Origin of the sequence: Domibacillus enclensis, from assembly GCF_900156125.1 — a bacterium.
GTDB classification, from domain to species: domain Bacteria; phylum Bacillota; class Bacilli; order Bacillales; family Domibacillaceae; genus Domibacillus; species Domibacillus enclensis.
In genome coordinates this window covers 255064-275840 of record NZ_FTLX01000006.1, presented here as the reverse complement: position 1 = coordinate 275840, position 20777 = coordinate 255064, and the positions used below count along the sequence as shown (strand labels likewise).

Annotated in this window: 20 protein-coding genes; 4 read left to right on the top strand and 16 right to left on the bottom strand. The window is 45.8% G+C overall.

The features are described from left to right. Window positions 1-6 precede the first annotated feature (6 nt). Entirely contained in the window at window positions 7-351 is a 345-nt protein-coding gene (locus tag BW952_RS13895; RefSeq protein ID WP_045849041.1) for a Na-translocating system protein MpsC family protein, read from the bottom strand. Window positions 352-455: 104 nt separating this feature from the next. Between BW952_RS13895 and BW952_RS13890 the strand changes: the two genes are divergently transcribed. Next, window positions 456-1331 (top strand): NAD(P)-dependent oxidoreductase, encoded by an 876-nt coding sequence (locus BW952_RS13890; protein ID WP_045849040.1) that lies wholly within the window; start codon window positions 456-458, stop codon window positions 1329-1331. A gap of 64 nt (window positions 1332-1395) precedes the next feature. On the opposite strand, the gene yidA is transcribed toward BW952_RS13890, so the two are convergent. The 3 genes from yidA to BW952_RS13875 all read right to left on the bottom strand — a co-directional run bounded on the left by yidA (window position 1396) and on the right by BW952_RS13875 (window position 3807). After that, complete coding sequence (gene yidA / locus BW952_RS13885; RefSeq protein WP_045849039.1) at window positions 1396-2205, bottom strand: sugar-phosphatase; 810 nt, start codon at window positions 2203-2205, stop codon at window positions 1396-1398. A gap of 72 nt (window positions 2206-2277) precedes the next feature. Continuing rightward, window positions 2278-3255, bottom strand: coding sequence for an aldo/keto reductase (locus BW952_RS13880; RefSeq protein WP_045849038.1), 978 nt, complete (start codon window positions 3253-3255; stop codon window positions 2278-2280). Between the two features lie 138 nt (window positions 3256-3393). Further along, the gene (locus BW952_RS13875) at window positions 3394-3807 is read right to left on the bottom strand and encodes a VOC family protein (protein WP_045849037.1); all 414 of its coding nucleotides are present in this window, start codon (window positions 3805-3807) and stop codon (window positions 3394-3396) included. A 271-nt stretch (window positions 3808-4078) separates the two neighbouring features. Between BW952_RS13875 and BW952_RS19840 the strand changes: the two genes are divergently transcribed. Next, window positions 4079-4201 carry a hypothetical protein gene (locus tag BW952_RS19840; RefSeq protein WP_269430712.1) on the top strand — a complete coding sequence of 41 codons (123 nt, stop codon included), beginning with the start codon at window positions 4079-4081 and terminating at the stop codon, window positions 4199-4201. Between the two features lie 78 nt (window positions 4202-4279). Here BW952_RS19840 and BW952_RS13870 read toward each other — a convergent pair whose 3' ends face one another. Together BW952_RS13870 and BW952_RS13865 are read right to left on the bottom strand one after the other, a co-directional pair. After that, window positions 4280-4684 carry a (deoxy)nucleoside triphosphate pyrophosphohydrolase gene (locus BW952_RS13870; RefSeq protein ID WP_045849036.1) on the bottom strand — a complete coding sequence of 135 codons (405 nt, stop codon included), beginning with the start codon at window positions 4682-4684 and terminating at the stop codon, window positions 4280-4282. Next, window positions 4685-7582: a DEAD/DEAH box helicase gene (locus tag BW952_RS13865; RefSeq protein ID WP_045849035.1), complete on the bottom strand. Its 2898-nt coding sequence runs from the start codon at window positions 7580-7582 to the stop codon at window positions 4685-4687. 178 nt (window positions 7583-7760) lie between these two features. Here BW952_RS13865 and BW952_RS13860 point away from each other — a divergent pair, with 178 nt between their 5' ends. Next, the gene (locus BW952_RS13860) at window positions 7761-8891 is read left to right on the top strand and encodes an Rpn family recombination-promoting nuclease/putative transposase (protein WP_052698313.1); all 1131 of its coding nucleotides are present in this window, start codon (window positions 7761-7763) and stop codon (window positions 8889-8891) included. 47 nt (window positions 8892-8938) lie between these two features. On the opposite strand, the gene BW952_RS13855 is transcribed toward BW952_RS13860, so the two are convergent. Next, window positions 8939-9268, bottom strand: a complete 330-nt coding sequence (locus BW952_RS13855; protein WP_045849034.1) for a hypothetical protein — start codon at window positions 9266-9268, stop codon at window positions 8939-8941. A 122-nt stretch (window positions 9269-9390) separates the two neighbouring features. Between BW952_RS13855 and BW952_RS13850 the strand changes: the two genes are divergently transcribed. Next, complete coding sequence (locus tag BW952_RS13850) at window positions 9391-10032, top strand: (2Fe-2S)-binding protein (RefSeq protein ID WP_045849033.1); 642 nt, start codon at window positions 9391-9393, stop codon at window positions 10030-10032. A gap of 202 nt (window positions 10033-10234) precedes the next feature. On the opposite strand, the gene BW952_RS13845 is transcribed toward BW952_RS13850, so the two are convergent. From BW952_RS13845 to BW952_RS13805, 9 genes are all read right to left on the bottom strand, one after another. After that, on the bottom strand, window positions 10235-10471 hold the full coding sequence (locus BW952_RS13845) for a hypothetical protein (protein ID WP_045849032.1): 237 nt from the start codon (window positions 10469-10471) through the stop codon (window positions 10235-10237). After that, a complete protein-coding gene (locus BW952_RS13840) occupies window positions 10464-12023 on the bottom strand; it encodes a sodium:solute symporter family protein (RefSeq protein ID WP_045849031.1) in 1560 nt (519 codons plus the stop codon). The genes BW952_RS13845 and BW952_RS13840 overlap by 8 nt, the downstream gene beginning before the upstream one ends. 186 nt (window positions 12024-12209) lie before the next feature. Continuing rightward, the gene (locus BW952_RS13835; protein ID WP_414735768.1) at window positions 12210-12899 is read right to left on the bottom strand and encodes a GntR family transcriptional regulator; all 690 of its coding nucleotides are present in this window, start codon (window positions 12897-12899) and stop codon (window positions 12210-12212) included. A gap of 30 nt (window positions 12900-12929) precedes the next feature. Beyond that, window positions 12930-13970 carry an NAD(P)-dependent alcohol dehydrogenase gene (locus tag BW952_RS13830; protein ID WP_045849029.1) on the bottom strand — a complete coding sequence of 347 codons (1041 nt, stop codon included), beginning with the start codon at window positions 13968-13970 and terminating at the stop codon, window positions 12930-12932. 14 nt (window positions 13971-13984) lie between these two features. Further along, window positions 13985-16015: an alpha-glucuronidase family glycosyl hydrolase gene (locus tag BW952_RS13825; protein ID WP_045849028.1), complete on the bottom strand. Its 2031-nt coding sequence runs from the start codon at window positions 16013-16015 to the stop codon at window positions 13985-13987. A gap of 21 nt (window positions 16016-16036) precedes the next feature. Next, window positions 16037-16882, bottom strand: a complete 846-nt coding sequence (locus BW952_RS13820; protein WP_045849027.1) for an SDR family oxidoreductase — start codon at window positions 16880-16882, stop codon at window positions 16037-16039. Further along, window positions 16851-17963, bottom strand: coding sequence for a mannonate dehydratase (uxuA, locus tag BW952_RS13815; RefSeq protein ID WP_045849026.1), 1113 nt, complete (start codon window positions 17961-17963; stop codon window positions 16851-16853). The genes BW952_RS13820 and uxuA overlap by 32 nt, the downstream gene beginning before the upstream one ends. A 72-nt stretch (window positions 17964-18035) precedes the next feature. After that, the gene (locus tag BW952_RS13810; RefSeq protein WP_045849025.1) at window positions 18036-20051 is read right to left on the bottom strand and encodes a beta-galactosidase; all 2016 of its coding nucleotides are present in this window, start codon (window positions 20049-20051) and stop codon (window positions 18036-18038) included. Further along, a complete protein-coding gene (locus BW952_RS13805) occupies window positions 20048-20770 on the bottom strand; it encodes a YesL family protein (RefSeq protein ID WP_045849024.1) in 723 nt (240 codons plus the stop codon). Before BW952_RS13805 ends, BW952_RS13810 begins: the two co-directional genes overlap by 4 nt. Between the last annotated feature and the right edge of the window lie 7 nt (window positions 20771-20777).

The following is a 20777-nucleotide window of genomic DNA, read 5'->3' as shown; positions in this document are numbered from 1 at the left end:
CCCCCTTTAAACAATCGGCCGGTCAAATACAAACACCGACACAGCCATATCTTCTTCTACTTTAATATCTGAAAACAAATGAACAAATTTTGCTCCGACGATTTCTTCCAGCCCATCAGGCGGCGCTTTCGCATATACATCCTGAATGAGCCTCGTCCTGGCGGCGTGAACCATTTCTTTTCCTTCGTCCGTGCCCGCAATAAATTTTTCAGTCGGTGTTAAATTGCCATACAGTGTCGTGACCGCCATATTCTGAACAAACACCGTTTCCATCCGCTCTGGCCCTTTGCCAAACAGCTGCTTTCTCAGCTTTCGAATGACGTCATTAAACCGGTTCACCTGTGCTGACATCCCCATCGCCCCCTTAACTCTTGCATTGTACCACTTTTGTTCTGTCCAAAAACATTTTTTGGTACAATGAGGAAGCAAGCGATCTTTGGAAGGAGCGGGTACATATGAACAAAACAGTTGGGTTTATCGGAACAGGCGTTATGGGCAAAAGCATGGCCGGACATTTAATGAACGCCGGCTACCCGGTCGTCGTGTACAACCGGACAAAAGCCAAAGCAGAAGACCTGCTGGATGCGGGTGCGGTCTGGAAGGAAACACCGGCAGAGGTTGCGAAGGCAGCAGACGTCATCATTACGATCGTTGGCTATCCAAGTGATGTGGAAGCGGTTTACTTGAAGGACGACGGCATCCTTGCTAATGCAAAGCCGGGCTCTTATGCCATTGATATGACAACCTCCAGCCCGATGTTAGCGAAAAAGCTGTACGAAGAAGGAAAAAAGAAAAACGTGCATGTTTTAGATGCACCGGTCTCCGGCGGTGATGTCGGAGCGAAAAACGGAACTTTGACGATTATGGCAGGCGGCGCGGAAGCAGACTTCAATGAGATTAAGCCGATTCTTGACGTAATGGGTGGAAATGTCATCCGGCAAGGAGAAGCCGGTGCCGGCCAACATACAAAAATGTGCAACCAGATCGCCATCGCCTCGAACATGATGGGCGTAGCAGAAGCGATTGTATACGCCGAGCAAGCAGGGCTTGATCCGGAGCGTGTGCTCGACAGCATCGGTAGCGGAGCCGCGGGCAGCTGGTCGCTTTCAAACCTTGCTCCTCGTATGATCAAGGGAGACTTTGAGCCGGGCTTTTACATCAAGCACTTTATTAAAGATATGAACATTGCGATTGAATCAGCCGAAGCGATGGGTATGAACACACCAGGCCTGACGCTGGCCAAATCGCTGTATGACCAGCTGTCTGAACAAGGGCATGATGACAAAGGGACACAAGCGATTTATTTGCTGTTAAAGGGAAACAATAACTAAAAAAAGCGCCGGAATCCCGCAGACGATCCTCGGGTATTCCGGCGCTCACTCTTTTTTCCCGAGATTATGAAAGAACCAATTCCCGGATCACATGGGCAACACCATGCTCATTGTTGGATTTCGTATGATAATCCGCTGCTTCCTTCACCATCGGAATGGCATTTTCCATTGCCACACCGCAGCCCGCAAACTGAATCATCGACAGATCGTTGCCGTTATCACCAATCGTCATCACTTCCTCGCGCTGAATGCCGAGCTTTTCTGACAACCGCTTCACCGCATTTCCCTTGCTTACTTCTCTATGCAAAATTTCTAAATAAAATGGTGCACTTTTCACCATCATGTACCGGTCGTTAATCTCGGCTGGAATCGACGCAATCGCCCGGTCTAACCGCTCCGGCTCATCAATAAACATCACCTTTGGCATCGCAATATCCTGTGGCACTTCATCGAACGTCGTATGGCGGAACGGAATTTTCGTAATAAACGCTTCATGCACCGTGTACGGGCTGATTAATTTGTTCGTTGTATACAAGTATTCCGTGTCGAAGAAATGCATCGGCGTATCGAGCGTCCGGCTTAAATCATGAAGCGATCGAAAATCGTCGTACCCGAGTGACTGCTTGAACACGACTTCGTCAGAGTGCGTATTCTGCACAATTGCCCCATTATACGCAATGACAAAATCCTCTTCGTCTTCAAGGCGCAAGTCTTTTAAGTAACGGCGCACTCCTGCGAGCGGACGCCCTGTACAAAGGACCACCTTGACCCCTTGATCCCGCGCATCATCAAGCGCACTGCGCACCTCAGCTGTTACTTCGTGATGATCATTTAAAAGCGTCCCATCCATATCAATGGCAATTAACTTATACATTTTCTGCACTCCTGTCTGAATAGTCTTCCTTTATGGTAAACGAACCGTGCCACAGCGGCAAACACACGGCGGTTATGGCAAATTTACGCCGCGTGATGAGACATACAGTTTGTACCACTCATCGCGGCTCATTTCCACCTTCATTGCTTTCGCAGATGAACGAATCCGGTCAGGGCTCGTTGTTCCGATGACCGGCTGAATGTTGGCCGGATGCCGCATGAGCCAGGCCAGTACGATCGCTTCTGTTGTTGTTCTTTTTTCCTCGGCCAGTTCTTTTACGAGGCGGGCTGTCTGCTGCACCGGCTCCGGCTGCCCGTCAAGCGGCGCTCCGGAAAACAATCCTTTCGCCAATGGACTCCACGCCTGAATTTGAATGTTTTCCATCTGGCAAAACTGGAGCGTGCCTTCTGGAAAAACGGTGTCACGAAACGCCTCTTGATTCACATGAACACCCGACTCCAAAAAGCCGGTTTTCAACAGGCTCAGCTCCAGCTGATTCACCACAAGCCGGTCACTGAGCGCACGCTGCAAGAACGTGATCTGTCCTGCACTCATATTTGACACACCGAAATAGCGCACCTTGCCCGACGACTTCAGCGCATGAAACGCCTCCGCCACCTCGTCCGGCTCCATCAGTGCATCCGGTCTATGTAAAAGAAGCGTATCCAAATGATCAACGCCGAGACGGGACAAAATCCCATCCACTCCGGCTAAAATATACGACTTGGAAAAATTGTAGCGCGTCGGCAGCCCCGCTTCTTTGTCCGGAAACGTAATGCCTGTTTTTGACTGAATCAAAATTTCATCCCGCAAAGAAGGACGTTCCTTCAGTACACGCCCGAACACTTCCTCCGCTTTTCCATACGCGTAAATGTCCGCATGATCAAACATGTTAATGCCGGATTCAATCGCCGCATCAACCGCCCAGTGCATTCGCTTCACCTGTTCTTCCGAGATAGCATCACGGCTCCAGCCGCCCCCAAATCCCATACAGCCAAGAACAAGCTGGCTTGCGTTTAGCCCATGTTTATTCAAAGGTATCGTTTTCATCTAATCTTTCTCCTTTCGTATAAAGAGTGCGGAAACAGCCCTCCACTTTCTTTCTATCGTACCACTGAACACATATAGAAATCACGCTCATTGTTTGTCCTGAACGCGAAAAAGCACCGGACGCCCCGGTGCTGAACTTCATGATTGATAATTAACCTGCCACTCGATGCCATACTTGTCGCGCACCTGCCCGTACAGCTTGCTCCAGAATGTTTCCTGCAGCGGCATCGCTACTTCGCCGCCTTCAGACAGTCCTTCGAAATAAGAGGTGAGCTTTTGTTCATCCGCACTGACAATCGTGAGCGTAATCGTGCTCCCCTGCTGAAAGGGCATACCGGGAAACGTATCTGAAAACATAAGCGTAGTGCCTTCTACTTCCATGTTGGCATGCATAATTCGATTCTTCACTTCTTCCGGCACCGGATGATCGGGGTGCGGCGGCATTTCACCAAACGTTTGACGCTTTGCTGGTTCTGCTTGAAACACCCGCTCATAAAAATCCAATACGTCGCCACAGTTTCCATCAAAAACAAAATACGGTTGAATCGCCATCTAATATCCCTCCTGTTTTCACAAAACCAAACTGACGTTCTTTACCCATCGTACCAAACGTTTGTTTCTATTTCAATCCTTTCCCTCAAACAAATTCGCTCTTCCTCTTTTTTCATTCGCAGCTATCCCTGCAAAATCCTGCTTCCTCCTCCGAAATAGTTGGAACATTCAAAAAATATGTAAGAAATGCTCACAACTATTCAGACAGCTGTTTTCTTATGCTTTATGATAAACACAAGATCCAAAATCCAAACACAAGGGGGCTTTCAACATGAAATTTCTTCAATCTGTATATGGCTTTTTGGCAAACGGAACAGCAGACAGCGAATCTGCCTACCACCTGACTGATTCATTTACAGGCATCGAGTCCTACTGGGCGCCGCCGGCTGAATAATTGTGTTGCTTTACCCATTTTAATTCCCTCTCCCTTTCGAAAGACCGCTCCTTTAATGGAACGGTCTTTTTTTGTGTTTTAACGCATATTTCCTTGTTTTTGAAGCGCCTCGATCGTCGGAATGTCTGCCGGTGCCCACGTCAAATCTGAAAGCTGCTCCCGCTTTACCCATTTCAGCTCGGCATGTTCCTTTGCTTCAGGCGCTCCGTTTACAATGTTCGCTTCATACGTGAGCAGATGAACGATAACGGCCTCATACTCATACACCACATCTTTTATTTGACCCCCTACCGACACTTCACAACCAAGCTCTTCCTGGATTTCTCTTTTTAAGCTTTGCTCCGGCGTTTCACCAGCTTCGATTTTACCGCCAGGAAACTCCCACAAGTTCGGCAGCGTCATATCAGGAGAGCGGAGCGCACATAAAATGCTGCGATCCTCCCGTTCCATGACTGCACCGACGACATGCACCGTTTTTTTCATTTAATTGACTCCTTCTGTTAAATAATGATAAAGCGAATGCTCGATTGGTTTTTCCATCACCATGTTCATCGTCACGACCGGAATATCTTTGTCCTCTTTGTTTTTCATCGTTGTTTGTTCAACCGACTTCTGATCCGGCAGCGCTTTTCCTAAATAATAAAAATCCGTTCCTTCATCATCATCCTTTTTCACAAAAATATGAATGTCGAGACCCGTTTGCTCCGCTTGAATGATTTGCTGCACTTCGCCTGACTGCAGGGTCCGTTTACTTCTCGTAAACCATTTTAACAGCTCCTGACTCATCAGTTCATCTCCATAATTCACACTGGATTCAATTTCTTCATTTTTATGATACGTGATAAAAATTGGACATGTCCCATGCTTCGGTTTATAGCCGTAAATAGTCGAGCTTTCATCGCTGCTCCAGTTCAGCAGCCGGCAAACGTCCTTGCGGGAGTATTTTTCATATAACGTTAATGCTTCCGCGCAGTTGTACCGTTTGCTTCTTTCCAATGATGTTTGAACAACATCTGTAACAAGCACGTAGAAAAATGGATATTTACCTAATGCCTTTCTCACTTCTGGCGACAACCTGTAATAACCGTTTTCCTCCAGAACGATTGGCTCATTTCCGTACTTCATTTTGGTTGCCTGATTGAAAAAAGAAAGTGTCACTACCCCTTTCATCGAATCCATCGTTTGAGCATCTGTTCGGCAATGATGAGCCGTTAAGACATGCTCAAAATCCTTCTGGCTGATGCTCTCTCGCCCAAGCAGTTCCGCCAGCAGCAAACTTTCGTGAATCCTTTTTCCATTCAACACTTCAAGAGACAGCATGGTAAGTACCTGCTGCTCATATTGGCCCAGTTCTAATGGTTTTTCTTTCATCGCCAGCAAAAAGTGATAATACGACTGATATTTCTCCGCAATCACGACCGGATCAATCGAATGATTTACCGCAAAATCGTACAACAACGGCTCCCGTCCAATTTTATTTTTCACATTCAAATAGGCTTCTTTTAGTATTTTCGCTGTGTTTAACGAGCTGTTATTGATCGCTTCGAAAATCTTCTTACGAGCAATCTCTTCAAAATTAACGGTCGATGCACCGGTAATATAACTTGTTTCCGCTGTTTTTCGCCGGATGTTATCCTTGTTTTGTGACTGATCGCCAGACAAAGCAACCGGAATCATATAATTGTTTTTATAGTTGCCGATAAAGTCGATAATGGTGACAAACTCCTTGGATTCATGCTTGCGAAGACCGCGGCCGAGCTGCTGAATAAAAATAATACTGGACTGTGTCTGCCTGAGCATGACAACCTGGTTCACACAAGGAATATCAATGCCTTCGTTGAAAATATCTACTGTTAAAATGTAATCAAGCTCGCCATTTTCAAGCTCCTCGACCTTCCTTATCCGAACATCCTGCGCGTCGTCACCTGTTAGTGCTGCAGTCCGGTAGCCGCGCTCATTCAGCTGCCTGGACAGCTCTCTAGCTTCATCTTTTCGACTGCAAAACATAAGCCCTTGTACCTCTTTACCTGAAAAGCCGTAATACTTGATTTTATCCACGATGTGATCGATCCGGCTTTCTGAAACGAGCTGTGTGAACGTCGTTGCTTCGTCAATAATTTCCCCGTTAATCTGCAAATCGGTCACACCAAAGTAATGAAACGGACAAAGCATATCTTCTTCCAACGCTTCCTGCAGGCGGATTTCATACGCAATCGTATAGTCGAACAATTCATATATATTAAATACGTCTGTCCGCTCAGGCGTTGCGGTCATGCCCATTAAAAAGCGCGGCGCAAAGTGCTTCATTACCCGTAAATACGACGCTGCCCCGGCTTTATGCACCTCATCAACGACTATATATTCAAACGTATCCGGCGGGAGCTGATCCAGCATTTCTTTTTTCGAAAGCGTTTGAATAGTTGCAAACATGTAACGGGCATCTAGTTGCCTGGATGATCCGGACAAAATCCCGAAGTCCTCGTCTGCCCCGCCTAAGATAAGCTGATAATCCTTCATCGCCTTTTGCAAAATCTGCTCGCGGTGCACAACAAACAGCATTCTCTTCGGACGGAAAGCCCGGACATCAAAGGCGGATAAGTACGTTTTTCCAGTTCCCGTAGCGGAAATAACGAGTGCTTTCTCTTTTCCTTGCTCGCGTACTTCTTTAATTTGAGCAAGTGCCGCTTCCTGCATTTTATTCGGCTCAATTTGCAGCGCATGTTGAAGCGGGTTGGCGACATAATTCGTCGGCGGGTCAATCACCTGCTGCATTGCCCGCTGCTCTTGTGTCGCGCTGTACGTCACTTCATACCGGTCAATCCAATCCTCTGTTAAAGAAACAGACTTGTCCCACATATCCTCAAACTGATCTTTAACATGATGAACAATTTCTCCATTTTCATGCGATGTCAGCTTCACATTCCATTCATAATTCACCTTTAACGCATGCGCCGTTAAGTTAGAACTCCCGACGATTAAAGAGAAGGAGCCGCCGTGATCAAAGATGTAGCCCTTCGCGTGAAACCCTTTTACATCCGTCATCCGCACGTCAACGTTTTCAATTTTCAGCAACTCTTTAAAGACCTTCGGCTGGTTAAAATTCAAAAAGGTCGACGTTAAAATCCGTCCATTTATTCCTTTTTTCTTTAAGTCTAGCAATTTTGACTTAAGTGTCGCCAGTCCGCTTTCCGTGATAAATGCAACAGAAAAAAGAAATGCGTGACATTTATTCAATTCTTCCAAAAGTGTATTTAAAACAGCTTTGTTTTGTCGAGAATGATTCAGCAACAGCTCTGGCTTGAAGTTGCCCGGTTTTGCTTCGTACTGGTTAATGAACCCCTTATGCAGAGAGCCCTGCAGGTTTTCAATGAAATTTTCCATTCTATCACCACATTTATGTATTTTCATTTATTGTACTTCTTCCTCGTCCTGGATGCTGTCGAAAAATGTCGGAAAAGTGATATCAAATGGAAATTTACTGATTTATTGCTTTTTTCGCATTCTGGCAGCTCGTGTTATGGTTGCCATGTCCCCTTACACCCCTGAAAGGATGATCCTCATGACAAAGCTGCTGAAACGTGTTTCCCTCGATAAACTGATGGACCTGAAAATTGATTTTGCCTTTAAAGCACTGTTTGGAAATGAGAAAAACAAAGAGATTACCGTTGTTTTTTTAAACGCCATTTTGCAAAAAGCCGGTCGTGATCCGATTCAATCGATTTCTTTCTTGAACATTGAGTTTTCCGGAGAGTACAAGCACGACAAATCCTCCCGTCTTGACATTCTTGCGATCACGGACAAAAAAGAGCAGGTGAACATTGAAATTCAGTTTTCTAACGAGTATGATATGGTCAAACGAACGATTTATTATTGGTCACGAATTTATGCCGCACCGATGAAAAAAGGGATGAGCTACCGTCAGCTGCAGCCCGTTATTTCCATTAACATTTTGAACTTTCCTTTACTAAAAACGAAGAAGTTTCATACCATTTTCCATCTAAAGGAGCAGGAAGAGCTGTTTCCTCTTACCGACGTGATGGAATTGCATTTTATTGAAATGTCGAAGCTCATTCAAGATTGGAAGGAAAACAAGCTGGACCCATGGAGTGATGTGCTGGCCAGATGGCTGCTGATGCTTGGTATTGTAGATCAGCGCGATCAAACCGTCTACGAAAAAATCTACCTGGAACTGGAGGAGATTGCCATGAAGGATGAAACGCTGAAATCTGCCTTTAATCGCTGGGATGAGCTTAGCGCCACTCAAGAAGAACGGTTGGAGTACGAAGCCCGGCTAAAAGATTTGCTGGATAAGGAATCGGTCGTTATAGAAGCCGAACTTCGCAAACAGGAAGTGCGAGCGGAAATGGAGGCACGCAACCAAGAATTGCGGGCGGAAATGGAAGCACGTAACCAAGAAATGCAAGCGGAAATGCAAGCGCGCAATCAAGAAATGCAAGCGGAAATGCAAGCGCGTAACCAAAAAGCACTTGCTGAGGCAGAGGCACGCAACCAAGAAGCACTTGCGAAAGCAAAAGCGGAAGCGGAAGCCACTAAACAAAAAGCCGTCCAACAAATGAACGAGCAATTTGCCCTAAAGCTTCTTGAGCGCGGCACGAACATTGAAACAACCAGTGAGTTAACGGGGCTTCCTCTCCAAGCTATAGAGGCGCTGAATAGAAAAAGGTCATAGTTTTCTGAGAAAAAGCCGTCACCTGATAAAGTGACGGCTTCTTTCTATTACATTCGTTTCTTCATGGCATCTGTCACGCTATCCGCGTTGAACCCGGGACCCCCAAGCTTCACAAACTTCGTGATTTGGCAAAGAGACACAACCACCTCTGTCACATACGGAATAAGCATCGGCACGGAAACCTGCTCCAGCACCACAACGTCACATGTTACTTTTTTTATGTGACCGAACACGGGTGAGCTGTCGCCCGTTGTGTAGATCAAAACCCATTCGCAGCGGTGAAGGCGCTCCTTTAGTCCTTCGATACAGCTGTTGTCGCATTTTTTGCCTGGATTGAAGTCTGCCCGCTTTGTGCAGCCGCAATCATCTTTGTACATATACATTCACCTCCATTCTTATTCATACAATATGAAACCGTTCGAACAAAGGAACGGCGTGAGGCTTATGCTTTTTCTAAGAACGGCCGTCTATTATAATGAAAGGAACGGAGGGGATCGGGATGGATTTAGCGATGTTTAAATTTACGGAAGGACGCGAGCCAATCGGAACGGTTCGGTCGTGGGCTGAGAATATACAGCTGCTTTCAGAATCAGCCCAGCAAGACCTCGGCGTCCTCACTGCTCCAACAGCAGCCTCGATGTTCATGAGAAGATATGGCTTATTTATCACAGGCCATCTGGCTGTTTTCGCTGCCGAACGGAAAGTGTGGACAGGCTCTGCTGCGGAAGTGGAGATTGTCATCGGTGAAGGAGAGCCGTGGCCGATTCTGTTTCAATTAAGCCATGACCGGTGGGAAGTGTGCGGAGATGAGGGGATAGAAAAATTGCTGGAACGTCTTGTTGATCCAGTCGTTTCGCTGATGGCGAAAAATGCCCGGCTGCCCGCAGTTATTTCCCGGGAAAACTTTTTCGGCTACATGCTGTGGATGTATGTCCACGTTATAAAGGATACACGCGATTTGTCGCTTTTGCCCCAATATGAACGATTTCTGCAAAAGCAGTCGCCAGAAGATGCGATGGCAAACTTTAAACGGCTCACGTGCTGCCTGTACAAAGAAGTGCCCGGCTTCGATAAATGTCCTTACTGTCCACTGTTAATGGAAAAGCAATGTGAAACCGCGAAAAGCTTGGAAGCAGAATGATCGCATCGGCTGATCTCTCCATGTATGGCGCAATTCCTGCAGATACGTTGCAATTAAGTGATGATTGCGCCGTAAACATGGGATTTGCGCCCTAAACGAAAGAATTGCGCCAAACGCCTGGAATTTGCCTGTTAACGAAAATTACGATCAACCATCAACACAAAAAAAGGATAGCCCGCTATGGGACTATCCTCTTCTCTCCTTACTGTCCTGCTTTTTTCGCTTTTCTCGCTTCCACAATCGGCAGCGCTGTAATAAACGTTCCCGCTACAATCAGCCACGTAAAAGCAAGAGCGGCCCAGCCTTTAAAGAACGTAAGGCTGTACTCATAGCCTGTTAAAAACATGACGCCCGGCCAAAGAATGATCAACACAACCGTCAAGCTAAGCGCCCAGCGTGTACACGTTCTGGCATCTTTCAACAGCTGCTTCTCATCCATCGTACGCCACTCCTTTCTTCACTCTGAGTTTCTCTTCCTCTTCTTCACCCCCATGCTCATCAAAGCTCTTAAACTTGTCCTTCAATGAATCAAAATCAAAGTCGCGGTTCGCTGCCAGGCTATGCCCGATCACGATGGCACCGCTGACGATAAAGACCGTCGAGTTGCCGATCAGCATCGACATTAAGTCCCCTAGTGATTCAACACCGATAAAGCCGAAGTTCACATACGCGGTTGTCATCCACGCTGTCAGCCCGCCAATCATGCCGAACAACGCACCATAAAAGGCGCCTGTACTTGTTGTCTTTTTCCACATAAGTCCGAGTGATACTGGAATAACCGCTCCACTTACAAAAATACCCATTGCCATGTAAACAAAGCCGAGACTAATACCCATGTAAAATAACAAAACCGAAATCAAGCCCATCGCCAGGCCAAAGCTAAGCGTTACTTTTCGCGACACAGCCAAAATCTTCTGGCTCGATGCTTTCGGATTGACGCTTTTTAAATAAATATCAGTCACGATAATGTTTGTAATCGCCGTCAGCTCAGCGGCACCTGTCGACATAACTGCCATAAACAGCATCGCCAGGAACAAAATCGAGCCGGCTGTACCGAGAAGCTCTGCTGCCATTAACGGGGCAACCGCATCCGGTGTCGGAACAGCGATGCCAAGACCGGCTGCACTCACACCGAGGAAGGTCGCAATCGCAAACGGAATGGAGAACCAGGCGATGCCTCCATAAATATACGCCTTGGATGCCGCGCTGTCAGTACTTGCAATGGCACGCTGCCAGTAGGCTTGATCCACAAAAACCGTTCCGAAATTTCCGATAATATTAATCATGCCGAACATTAAGCCCGGGATGGATGCCATCGTCAGCATGGAAGCCGAATCGCCCATATTTTGCAGGCCATCATACACAGATGTCATACCGAACTTAAAATAAACCGCTGCGGCAAAAATCGCCAAAATAATAAAGATCATGACGGTATTCAAATAATCAGCGACAAATGACGCTTTCAAGCCGCCGATCATCGTGTAAATCGTAAACGTAATTGGAATCAGGAAAGCTGCTATAAAAATATTCATGCCCGTTAATGAGTTCAAAGCAATTGCCCCGCCCAGAATGACCATCGCTGTCACGATAATATTAGTCATAAGCGCAAAGAACATCATCAACCGGTGATTCTTTTTATCAAAGCGCTGTGATATAAACTCAAGAAATGTATGCGCATTTGGTGCTTTACGTTTCAAGTGAATCGCCACAATCGCAAACAGCAAAATTTGAATCGTCGCTCCCGCTGCATACCAGTAAGGACCGCTGATCCCATATTGATAGCCTGTTGCCGAAGACATCATAAGTGTAGCTGCCCACGTCCAAGCCGCAATGATCGAGGCACTGGCAAGCCCCGTCCCTACACTTCTTCCCGCTGTACTAAACTGCTCTGCGGTCATCGCTGTACCGCGGCGGCGCTGCATTACAATGGTCAGCCCCGTGAAAAACACGCCAAAAATAAGTAAAATCGCATATCCAACAATTGGTGTCATCCTGTCATCTCCCCATCTACCTGACACGGTAATGTTATATTAAGTAACATAAATAAGAACATGATTACCTTATCATGGAGATATTACCAGCACAATGACTTCGTTAGATAATCTGACAATCATTTTTTGTCTCATTAAAAAAAGCCTTGAAAAATTGCCTTCAAGACTTCTACTCAATCGTCCATCTTATTTAAAATATCCCGGATAATTTTTCTTCAACGATTCCCGGTCAACAGAAGCCATCATTAAGTGCTCTTTCATTAAGCTTTCGGCGCTCTCTGCGTTCTGTTGTTTGATCGCTTCTACAATGCTGGTATGCTGTTCAAAGATGACACCCCAGTTTAAATCGGTCGCCAGCCGAAGCATACGAGCCCGGTTAAAGTGGCTGTTCATTTGCTGAATCACAAGCCACACGTTCATTTTGCGGCAGCCTTCAAAAATGGTTCTGTGAAATTCCTGATCCAGTTCAAACATTCTCTTGTAATCTTTCTGTTCAATACAGAGCCGCTGCATGCTTAGATTCAGATCAAGTGCAAAGAGGTGATCCTGATCTAGCTTTTCACAGGCGATGCGCACCACCGCGCGCTCTAGATGCTCCCGCATAAATCTTGCTTCCTCGACCATGTTCAAGTCAATAAGTGAGACAAATGTGCCTTTTTGCGGATAAATATCAAGCAGCCCTTCCTGAGCCAGTCGAAGAAAGCTTTCTCGTACAGGCGTACGGCTCACATTGAACTCAATTGACATTTCCTTTTCCGAAATGCTTGTACCTGGTGTAAGCTGCAAATTTAAAATGCGCGTTTTAAGCAGGTGATACACTTGTTCCTTTGTAGATAATGCTGAATGCCCCCTTGAAACATGCGTGTCCACTCCAATCCCCCCCTCTGCGCCTTATCCCCTATACCGTTACCTGCCGTTTGGATAGATCATCATCTTCAATGTATTTTGCTTATCATGAATCGATTTTTCAAATGCTTCTTCCGCCTGCTCCAGTTCATATGAATCCGTAATCATCCGTTCAATATTCACTTTGCCCGATGATAATAGTTCAATGGCTTTTGGGTAGGTGTGATGATAACGGAACACCCCCTTTACATCAATTTCCTTGTTAATGATTTGAGCAATGTTCAGCGGAGATTCATCTTCCGGAGACATTCCGACAATAACCGCTCTGCCGCCCCGGCGGACTGCAGCGATCATGCTTTTCAATGCAGCAGGGCTTCCCGCTGTTTCGATTGCTACATCGACGCCTCTACGTTTTGTATATTCCATTATTTTATCATCAACTGAATCAGTCCGGATATTAATTACATGGGTGGCGCCCATTTCTTTTGCTTTCTCAAGCCTTGAGTCTTCAAGGTCCACGCCGATAATAACTCCTGCACCGTGAAGCTTGGCCGCAGCTGCTGTCATGAGCCCGATCGGTCCCATCCCTAGTATCAGAACCGTTTCCCCCTCTTGAAGGTTTCCGCGACTGACCGCGTGCAGTCCAACAGAAAACGGTTCTATTAAAGCTGCCGTTTCATAGCTCATCTGGTCCGGAATCGGAAAAACAAGATCGGAGCGCATGACGACATATTCACAAAAAGCGCCGTCGTATGGAGGTGTTGCTAAAAATTCCACCTTTTCACATAAGTTATAACGTCCATTCTGACAATGCTCACATTTACCGCACGTAGCACCCGGTTCAATCGTGACGCGCTGTCCTTGCTGCAAATGCACAACACCTTTGCCCGCTTTCACAATTTCCCCCGATGCTTCATGGCCGAGAATAATCGGTTTTTCAACGATAAAGTCTCCGATCTTTCCGTGTTCATAATAATGGATATCCGAGCCGCATAATCCAACGGCTTTCACTTGGATCAGCACTTCGTTTTCTCCAGGCTCCGGGATCTCGAGTTGTTTCAGCACCAGCTTTTTCGGTTCCTCCAGCACAATTGCTCTCATATTCTCCACCTCCTTTAATAAATCGTCCGTTTTTGTTTGTCTTCAATGCCGGATTTCCGGTAAAAATACGTATTGATCCTATCGCGCCACTGCTTGGAATGTTCTGCCTGTTCTTCGAGCCTTTTGAGTACAGCATCAAAGCGCTGTGGATCAATGCGGTCCTTTAATGAGCACCACGTTTCCACAAGATTTGCCGCTTCGTCCGCTCCTTCAAAATGTGTATTATATATATGCTGAATAACCGTTTCTCCCGACTTCAGTACATGCGTGTAAGGAACGTGGTGGAAAAAGAGAAGCAAATTATCTGGACACGTATCAATTGAATTATAGTAGCGTTCATTCTCTTTGAAATACTGACTGGTATAGCCTGTACCTGATTCGATCGTGCGGTCCACACCAATTCCATTACAGTCTGCAAAGTGGTACGTCCCCCAGACAGAGTATTCATAGCCATCCACATTCGGTCCGTAATGGTGCTCCGGGTTGACCATCCAGCCAACACCGAGAGGCGCCGTATAACTTTCATAAATCGGCCAGGAATCATGCAGCATATGTGAGATCACCTGCTGCATGGATTCATCCGGTCCAAAGGTTTGGGAAATCCATTCTTTCGCAATGTCTTCTGAGGAAAGCTCCGGATTCCAGGTAAGGCGTCCGTATCCATAGAAATTCGCTTGAGCCAGCGTATGGCCTGTCCAGTTTTCATCGTTCCCAATATTCGAAACCGCCGCTATTCCGCTGTGTTTATATTCGTACATCGACCCGTCCACAACCTGCTTAACTGCCGATCCTTTCCCTTTTGCATACGTATCAAAGTTCAACACTTCTTTCCATTGCGGCACTAGATAGCAAAGGTGCCGCTGCTGTCCCGTATATTCCTGCGTCACCTGAAATTCTATTACCTGGTTGGTCTTCGGCATTGCTCCAAACAGCGGTGTAACCGGCTCTCTCACCTGGAAATCCATCGGTCCGTTTTTAATTTGCAAAATGACATTATCTAAAAACTGACCGTCCAGCGGCTCAAAGTGGTCATAGGCAGCACGTGCACGGTCTGTTTTGCGATCACGCCAGTCCTGCATGCAGTTATAAACGAAGCAGCGCCAGATTACAAGACCGCCAAAGGGTGCTAACGCTTCTGCCAGCATATTCGAGCCGTCTGCATGGTTTCGTCCATATGTAAAAGGGCCGGGACGGTGTTCCGAATCCGCTTTCACAACAAACCCGCCGAAATCCGGAATATACGTATAGACTTCCTCCGCTTTATTCTTCCACCACTGTCTCACGCTTTCCTCCAGCGGGTCTGCCGTTTTTAAGTCGCCTAACTCAATCGGACTGGCAAAATTCACACTTAAAAATAAACGGATGCCGTACTGCCTAAAGATGTCAGCTATTTTGGCCACATCTGGCAAAAGAACAGAGGTGATCATATCGGTTTCAATTTTATGCACATTCACGTTATTAATCGACACACCGTTAATCCCTACCGAAGCAAGAAGACGGGCATAATCCTGAATACGGCCAAGGTCTTTCGTAAACTCGTTATTTTCATAAAAAATAGAGGCGCCTGCATAGCCCCGCTCAATGCTTCCGTCAATGTTGTCCCACTGATTGATCATCCGGAGCGGATTAGCCGGATTTTGAATTCCCTCTATTTTCGCTAGCGGCTCTCCTGTCTGCATTCCTCGAAGCAGATGAAACGCACCGTATAAAAGGCCTTTATCCGTTTTTCCGGTAATAAGGAGGCGAGACCCTTCTTTTTTGATTTCAAATCCTTCGTCCGTTAAATAATCAGCTGACTCCGCTATGGACAGCAATACGCCCGCTTCTGGTTTTTCATGCTTTACTTCCGCATGAATACCCAGCATAGACTCAAAGGCCATTTTCAATTCAGCTGCTGCTGCATCTGCAGCCGGTGAGTCCAATTGCTTGCTAATCACCTTTGCAATAACCGAATATTCTTCCTTGCGCTGCTGATTCACGACAGCATCATACTGGAGCCAGCATTTGTAGGACTTGCTTGTTTGAACTGTTTGAATGGTATTCATTCGATCATCTCCTTCATTCTATTAGACGCCTGCATAAGACATAAAGCCGCCATCCACAGGAACAATAATGCCTGTCACGAAACCACTTGCTGTGTCATCTGCCAGCCATAGGAGTGAGCCGAGTAAATCTTCCGGCTTGCCCAGTCGTCTCATTGGCGTATGCGACACAATCTTTTCCATCCGTTCTGTATAGCTTCCGTCTTCTTTCAAAAGAAGGCCGCGATTTTGCTCGGTCAGAAAAAATCCGGGTGCAATCGCATTTACACGTATGCCGCTTTCAGCCATATGCACAGCCATCCATTGAGTAAAATTATTAATCGCTGCTTTTGCTGCACTGTATGCCGGTACTTTAGTCATCGGGCTTGGTGCGCTCATGGAAGAAATGTTAATAATCGAGCCGCCGTTTTCAATCATTCGTTTTGAGAAAATTTGCGTCGGAATCAGCGTCCCGATAAAGTTCAAATCCATGACAAACTCAAAGCCTTCGGGTGTCATATCAAAAAATGTCACAATATCTTCTTTTTTCAAATCGCTTTTTTCAAATGTTTCTTTCGTTGTGATCCCTTTCGGGTGATTGCCTCCCGCCCCATTAATTAAAAGATCACATGCACCAAATTCCTCAAACACTCGTTTTTCCGCTTGTTCGACACTTTCTTTATCAAGCACATCACACTGGATGGCTATCGCTGTTCCGCCGGCTCGCTGAATATCCTCTGCTGTTTTAACCGCTTTCTCGTATGTGCGGTTTAATATCGCGATATTCATCCCCTGGCGGCCTAATTCTCTTGCCATGCTGCCGCACAAAACACCGCCCCCTCCAGTAATAACTGCCGTTTTATTTTGCAGCGCCGGATGAATAGCTAACATATTGCTTCTCCTCCTTTTCCTTTTCCAGGCTATCCCATATCCCTAATATATACATAATTCCGAGTGCACGATCATATAAGCCATAGCCCGGACGAGCTTTTTCTCCCCAGATCATCCGGCCATGGTCCGGACGGAAATACCCATCAAATCCTGTATCATGGAGCGCTTTTACAACGGCGTAAATATCAATAGATCCGTCTTCACTCCGGTGAGAGCTTTCATAAAAGTCGCCATTGTCTTCGATTTTCACATTGCGGATATGCGCGAAGGCTATCTTGTTTTTTTCAGCAAAAAAGCGGGTAATCTCAGGAATATTGTTTGCTGGATTAGCACCGAGAGAGCCCGAACAAAGTGTTATTGCATTGGAAGGACTGTCAACGATCTGAACAATTCTTTCCAGCTGTTCTTTGCTTGTTACAATACGCGGCAGCCCAAAGATCGGCCAGGGCGGATCATCCGGATGAATCGCCATTCGAACATTAAATTCTTCGGCTACGGGTATGATTTTCTCCAGGAAGTAGCGCAGGTTTTCAAAAAGATGCTCCTCTGTTATGTTCTGGTACTGTTCAAATAAGCGTTTAATGGTTTTCATCCGTTCAGGTTCCCATCCCGGCAAGGAAAAGACTTTTGCTTCTTCTCCCATCATGTCAATCAGAACTTGCGTATCAACTTGTTCCACTTTCGCTTTTTCATATGCCATGACCGTTGAACCATCCGGAAGTTCTTTGGCCAGATGGGAGCGTGTCCAGTCAAAAACCGGCATAAAGTTATAGCAGATCACTTTCACCCCAGCTTCAGACAGGTTCCGGATCGTTTCCTGATACGCTTCAATGTAGCGGTCGCGCGTGGGCAGTCCGAGCTTAATATCCTCATGTACATTTACGCTTTCAACCACATCAAACGCCATGCCTTCCTGCTCGATTTCCTTTTTGAGTGCCAGCACCCGGTCAAGCGGCCACACTTCCCCAGCAGGAAGATCATGAAGCGCTCCAACAACACTGTACATGCCGGGAATTTGACGGATTTGTTTTAAAGTAACACTGTCGTCATCCTGTCCGAACCAGCGAAACGTTACCTTCATATTGGTTTGCTCCTTTATTAAGAATCACTTGTAAATAGGTGCAAGTGCCATATTAATATGGCACTTGACTTTCTACATTTTCTTTAAAATCACTACATCCTTAGCAGCGACTTCAATGGTTTCGCCGCTGCCGTTGTACTGTCTGTCATCCAGTAACGACCTGTAGACACCGTCTAAAACCGCTTTTCTTGCTTTTTGTGCATGATTTAAAATAAAAACGTACTGCTCTTCGTCTTTAAAACGGCTTCGAATTTCAATGCCTTCCTCTGCATTAATTGGATTCTGAATAGCCAGATCCTCTAGAATCTTTCCGAATAATTGTTTTAAAAAGCCCGCTTCCACTTGTGCGCCTATATACCAGGCTTCTCCTGCTTCAAAGTGGTTTTTTGTAACAGCTGGCATGCCTTTATAAAAGTCATCACCATAAACGGCAACCGCTTCTGCTTCCTTGGCTTGAATCAAGTCAAAGATTGTATCGCAGCTGTAAGTGCCTTCCCAGCCATCAGCGATTAGTTCGATATAATTTTTGTCATCGGGATGCAGTGTATCCGTTTCATCAATGCGAATGCCCATCAGCTTTTTCAAAAGGCCCGGTCTTTCGCTTAAAATGGCATTATCGTTCTCATCGACAATCCCGCTTAAATACGTTGTCAGGAAGGTTCCGCCTTTTTGGACAAATTGTTCAATTCGCTGGTCAAAATTATTTTTCATCATATGAAGAAGCGGCGCAATCACCAGCTTATAGGAAGAAAAATCATCATCCACACTGATCAAATCAATATCTACGTTGTAATGAAACAGCGCTTTATAGTAATCAATCATTGTTTTTTGATAGCTGATATAGCGAGACGGTCCGTCCGATATTTCAACGGCCCACCAGCTGTCCCAATCAAACACGATGGCAATTCGAGCCTTGGATTCTGCACCTGTGAAGGCGTCGCCGATTTTAGCTAATTCCTGACCAAGCTTCGCCGTTTCAATGCAGACACGTGTATCGGTTTTACCGGAGTGATCAAGCACCGCCCCGTGATATTTCTCAGAAGCTCCTTTTGACTGCCTCATTTGGAAAAACAGAACCGAATCTGATCCGTGAGCAACCGCCTGGTAACTCCAAAGACGCATCACGCCCGGGCGCTTGACCGCATTAAAATCGCGGCAGGCCGTTGTGCTCGGTGTCTGCTCCATCAGCCAGAACGGCTTTCCTTTCTTTAAGCCGCGCATCAGATCATGTGTTAACGCCATGCGGGCTTCAGACTGCATATCAGGAGGATAGTTATCCCAGGAAATAAAATCGAGATGCTCTGCCCATTTAAAATAATCAAGCGGTCTGTACATGCCCATAAAGTTCGTTGTAACCGGAATAGCTGGAGTAGCTTTTTTCAGCACTTCTTTTTCTGCGATAAAATTATTCAGAATGCTGTCGGAATTAAATCTCATATAATCAAGAGTGATGCCTTGAAAGGCTGTAACGTTTTCACGGCCGTAGTGCTCACTTAGTGCATTTGGCGCTACGATTTCTTCCCAGTCGTAAAAAATATGTGACCAGAACTTTGTGTTCCACGCTTCATTCAGCTTATCGAGCGTGCCGTACTTTTTCTTGAGCCAAACACGGAATGCTGCTTCACAGTGCTCACAGTAGCAAGAGCCGCCGTATTCATTGTTAATGTGCCAGGCAATGATATTTTCATAGTCGCCATAGCGCTCCGCCATTTTTTCCGCCATTTTTTTCGAAAAGCGTTTATATGCCGGGCTGTTCGGACAAGAATTGTGGCGTATGCCGAACTTATGCTTTCGTCCTTCGAAATCAACACGGGTAACATCAGGAAACTGGTGTGCCATCCATGGCGGATGTGCGGCCGTCCCTGTCGCCATACAAACATTCTTGCCTTCTTTTCGAGCTCGTTCCATGATTTCATCCATTTCGGTGAAATCATATGTATCTTCGCTTTTTTGAATGAGCGCCCACGAGAAAACACCGAGCGTTAGTGTGTCAATTTCCGCTTCCTTAAAATAGTTGTAATCCTCTGTCCATACTTGCTCCGGCCATTGCTCCGGGTTGTAATCTCCACCAAAATAAATTTTATTCATGAGATCGCTGCCTTTCTTTTATAATTATTGGTTTCTTGAGGCTGTACGAAGTTCTTCTCAATATCTTTTAACATAGGCTGCGACTGCTTCATAATGAAGAAAGCTAGCAGACTGAAAAGAAACAGCAGCAGAAAATCGGTTGTAACGGATAAAAAAACGGCAGCTGCCATAAATAAACCTACATTGGCAAGCGTTGTTTTCCACTTTTTCAAAATATAAAATACAGAAATTTTAAATAAATCTCGCTTTCGAAATGAAAATCTTGAATTAATGATCAATGCATTTAATGAAACCAATACCCAAATGGCCAAAAACACGAGAAGAATAGCTGAAAACGCTACGTTTACAAGTGAAGCTGATTGGCGCATATACACGATATCAATTACTAAAATAAACAATACTGTCAAAATAGAAGCCCAAATGAGCAGCGTTTGCTTCAGGTTGGATTTATAGCCATACGCAAAATCATGAACGGGTGACAGATCGCCTGTACGCGCTAATTTATCCATCGAATAAAGCAGCGCACTGATTGCGGGGCCAGCTGGAATTAAAGCCAGGTAGTACAGCAGACTGTTTGAAACAGACTGGATCAACGTCATAAAGAAAAACAGAAAAACAACATTGGCTGCCGCAAAGAAGAAATTCGTCACCATGAAGTTGTATATATAATTAGAGAAGATATAAAGAATGCCTTCACCAAACTCTTTTCGCTGCTCCATGCTCGCA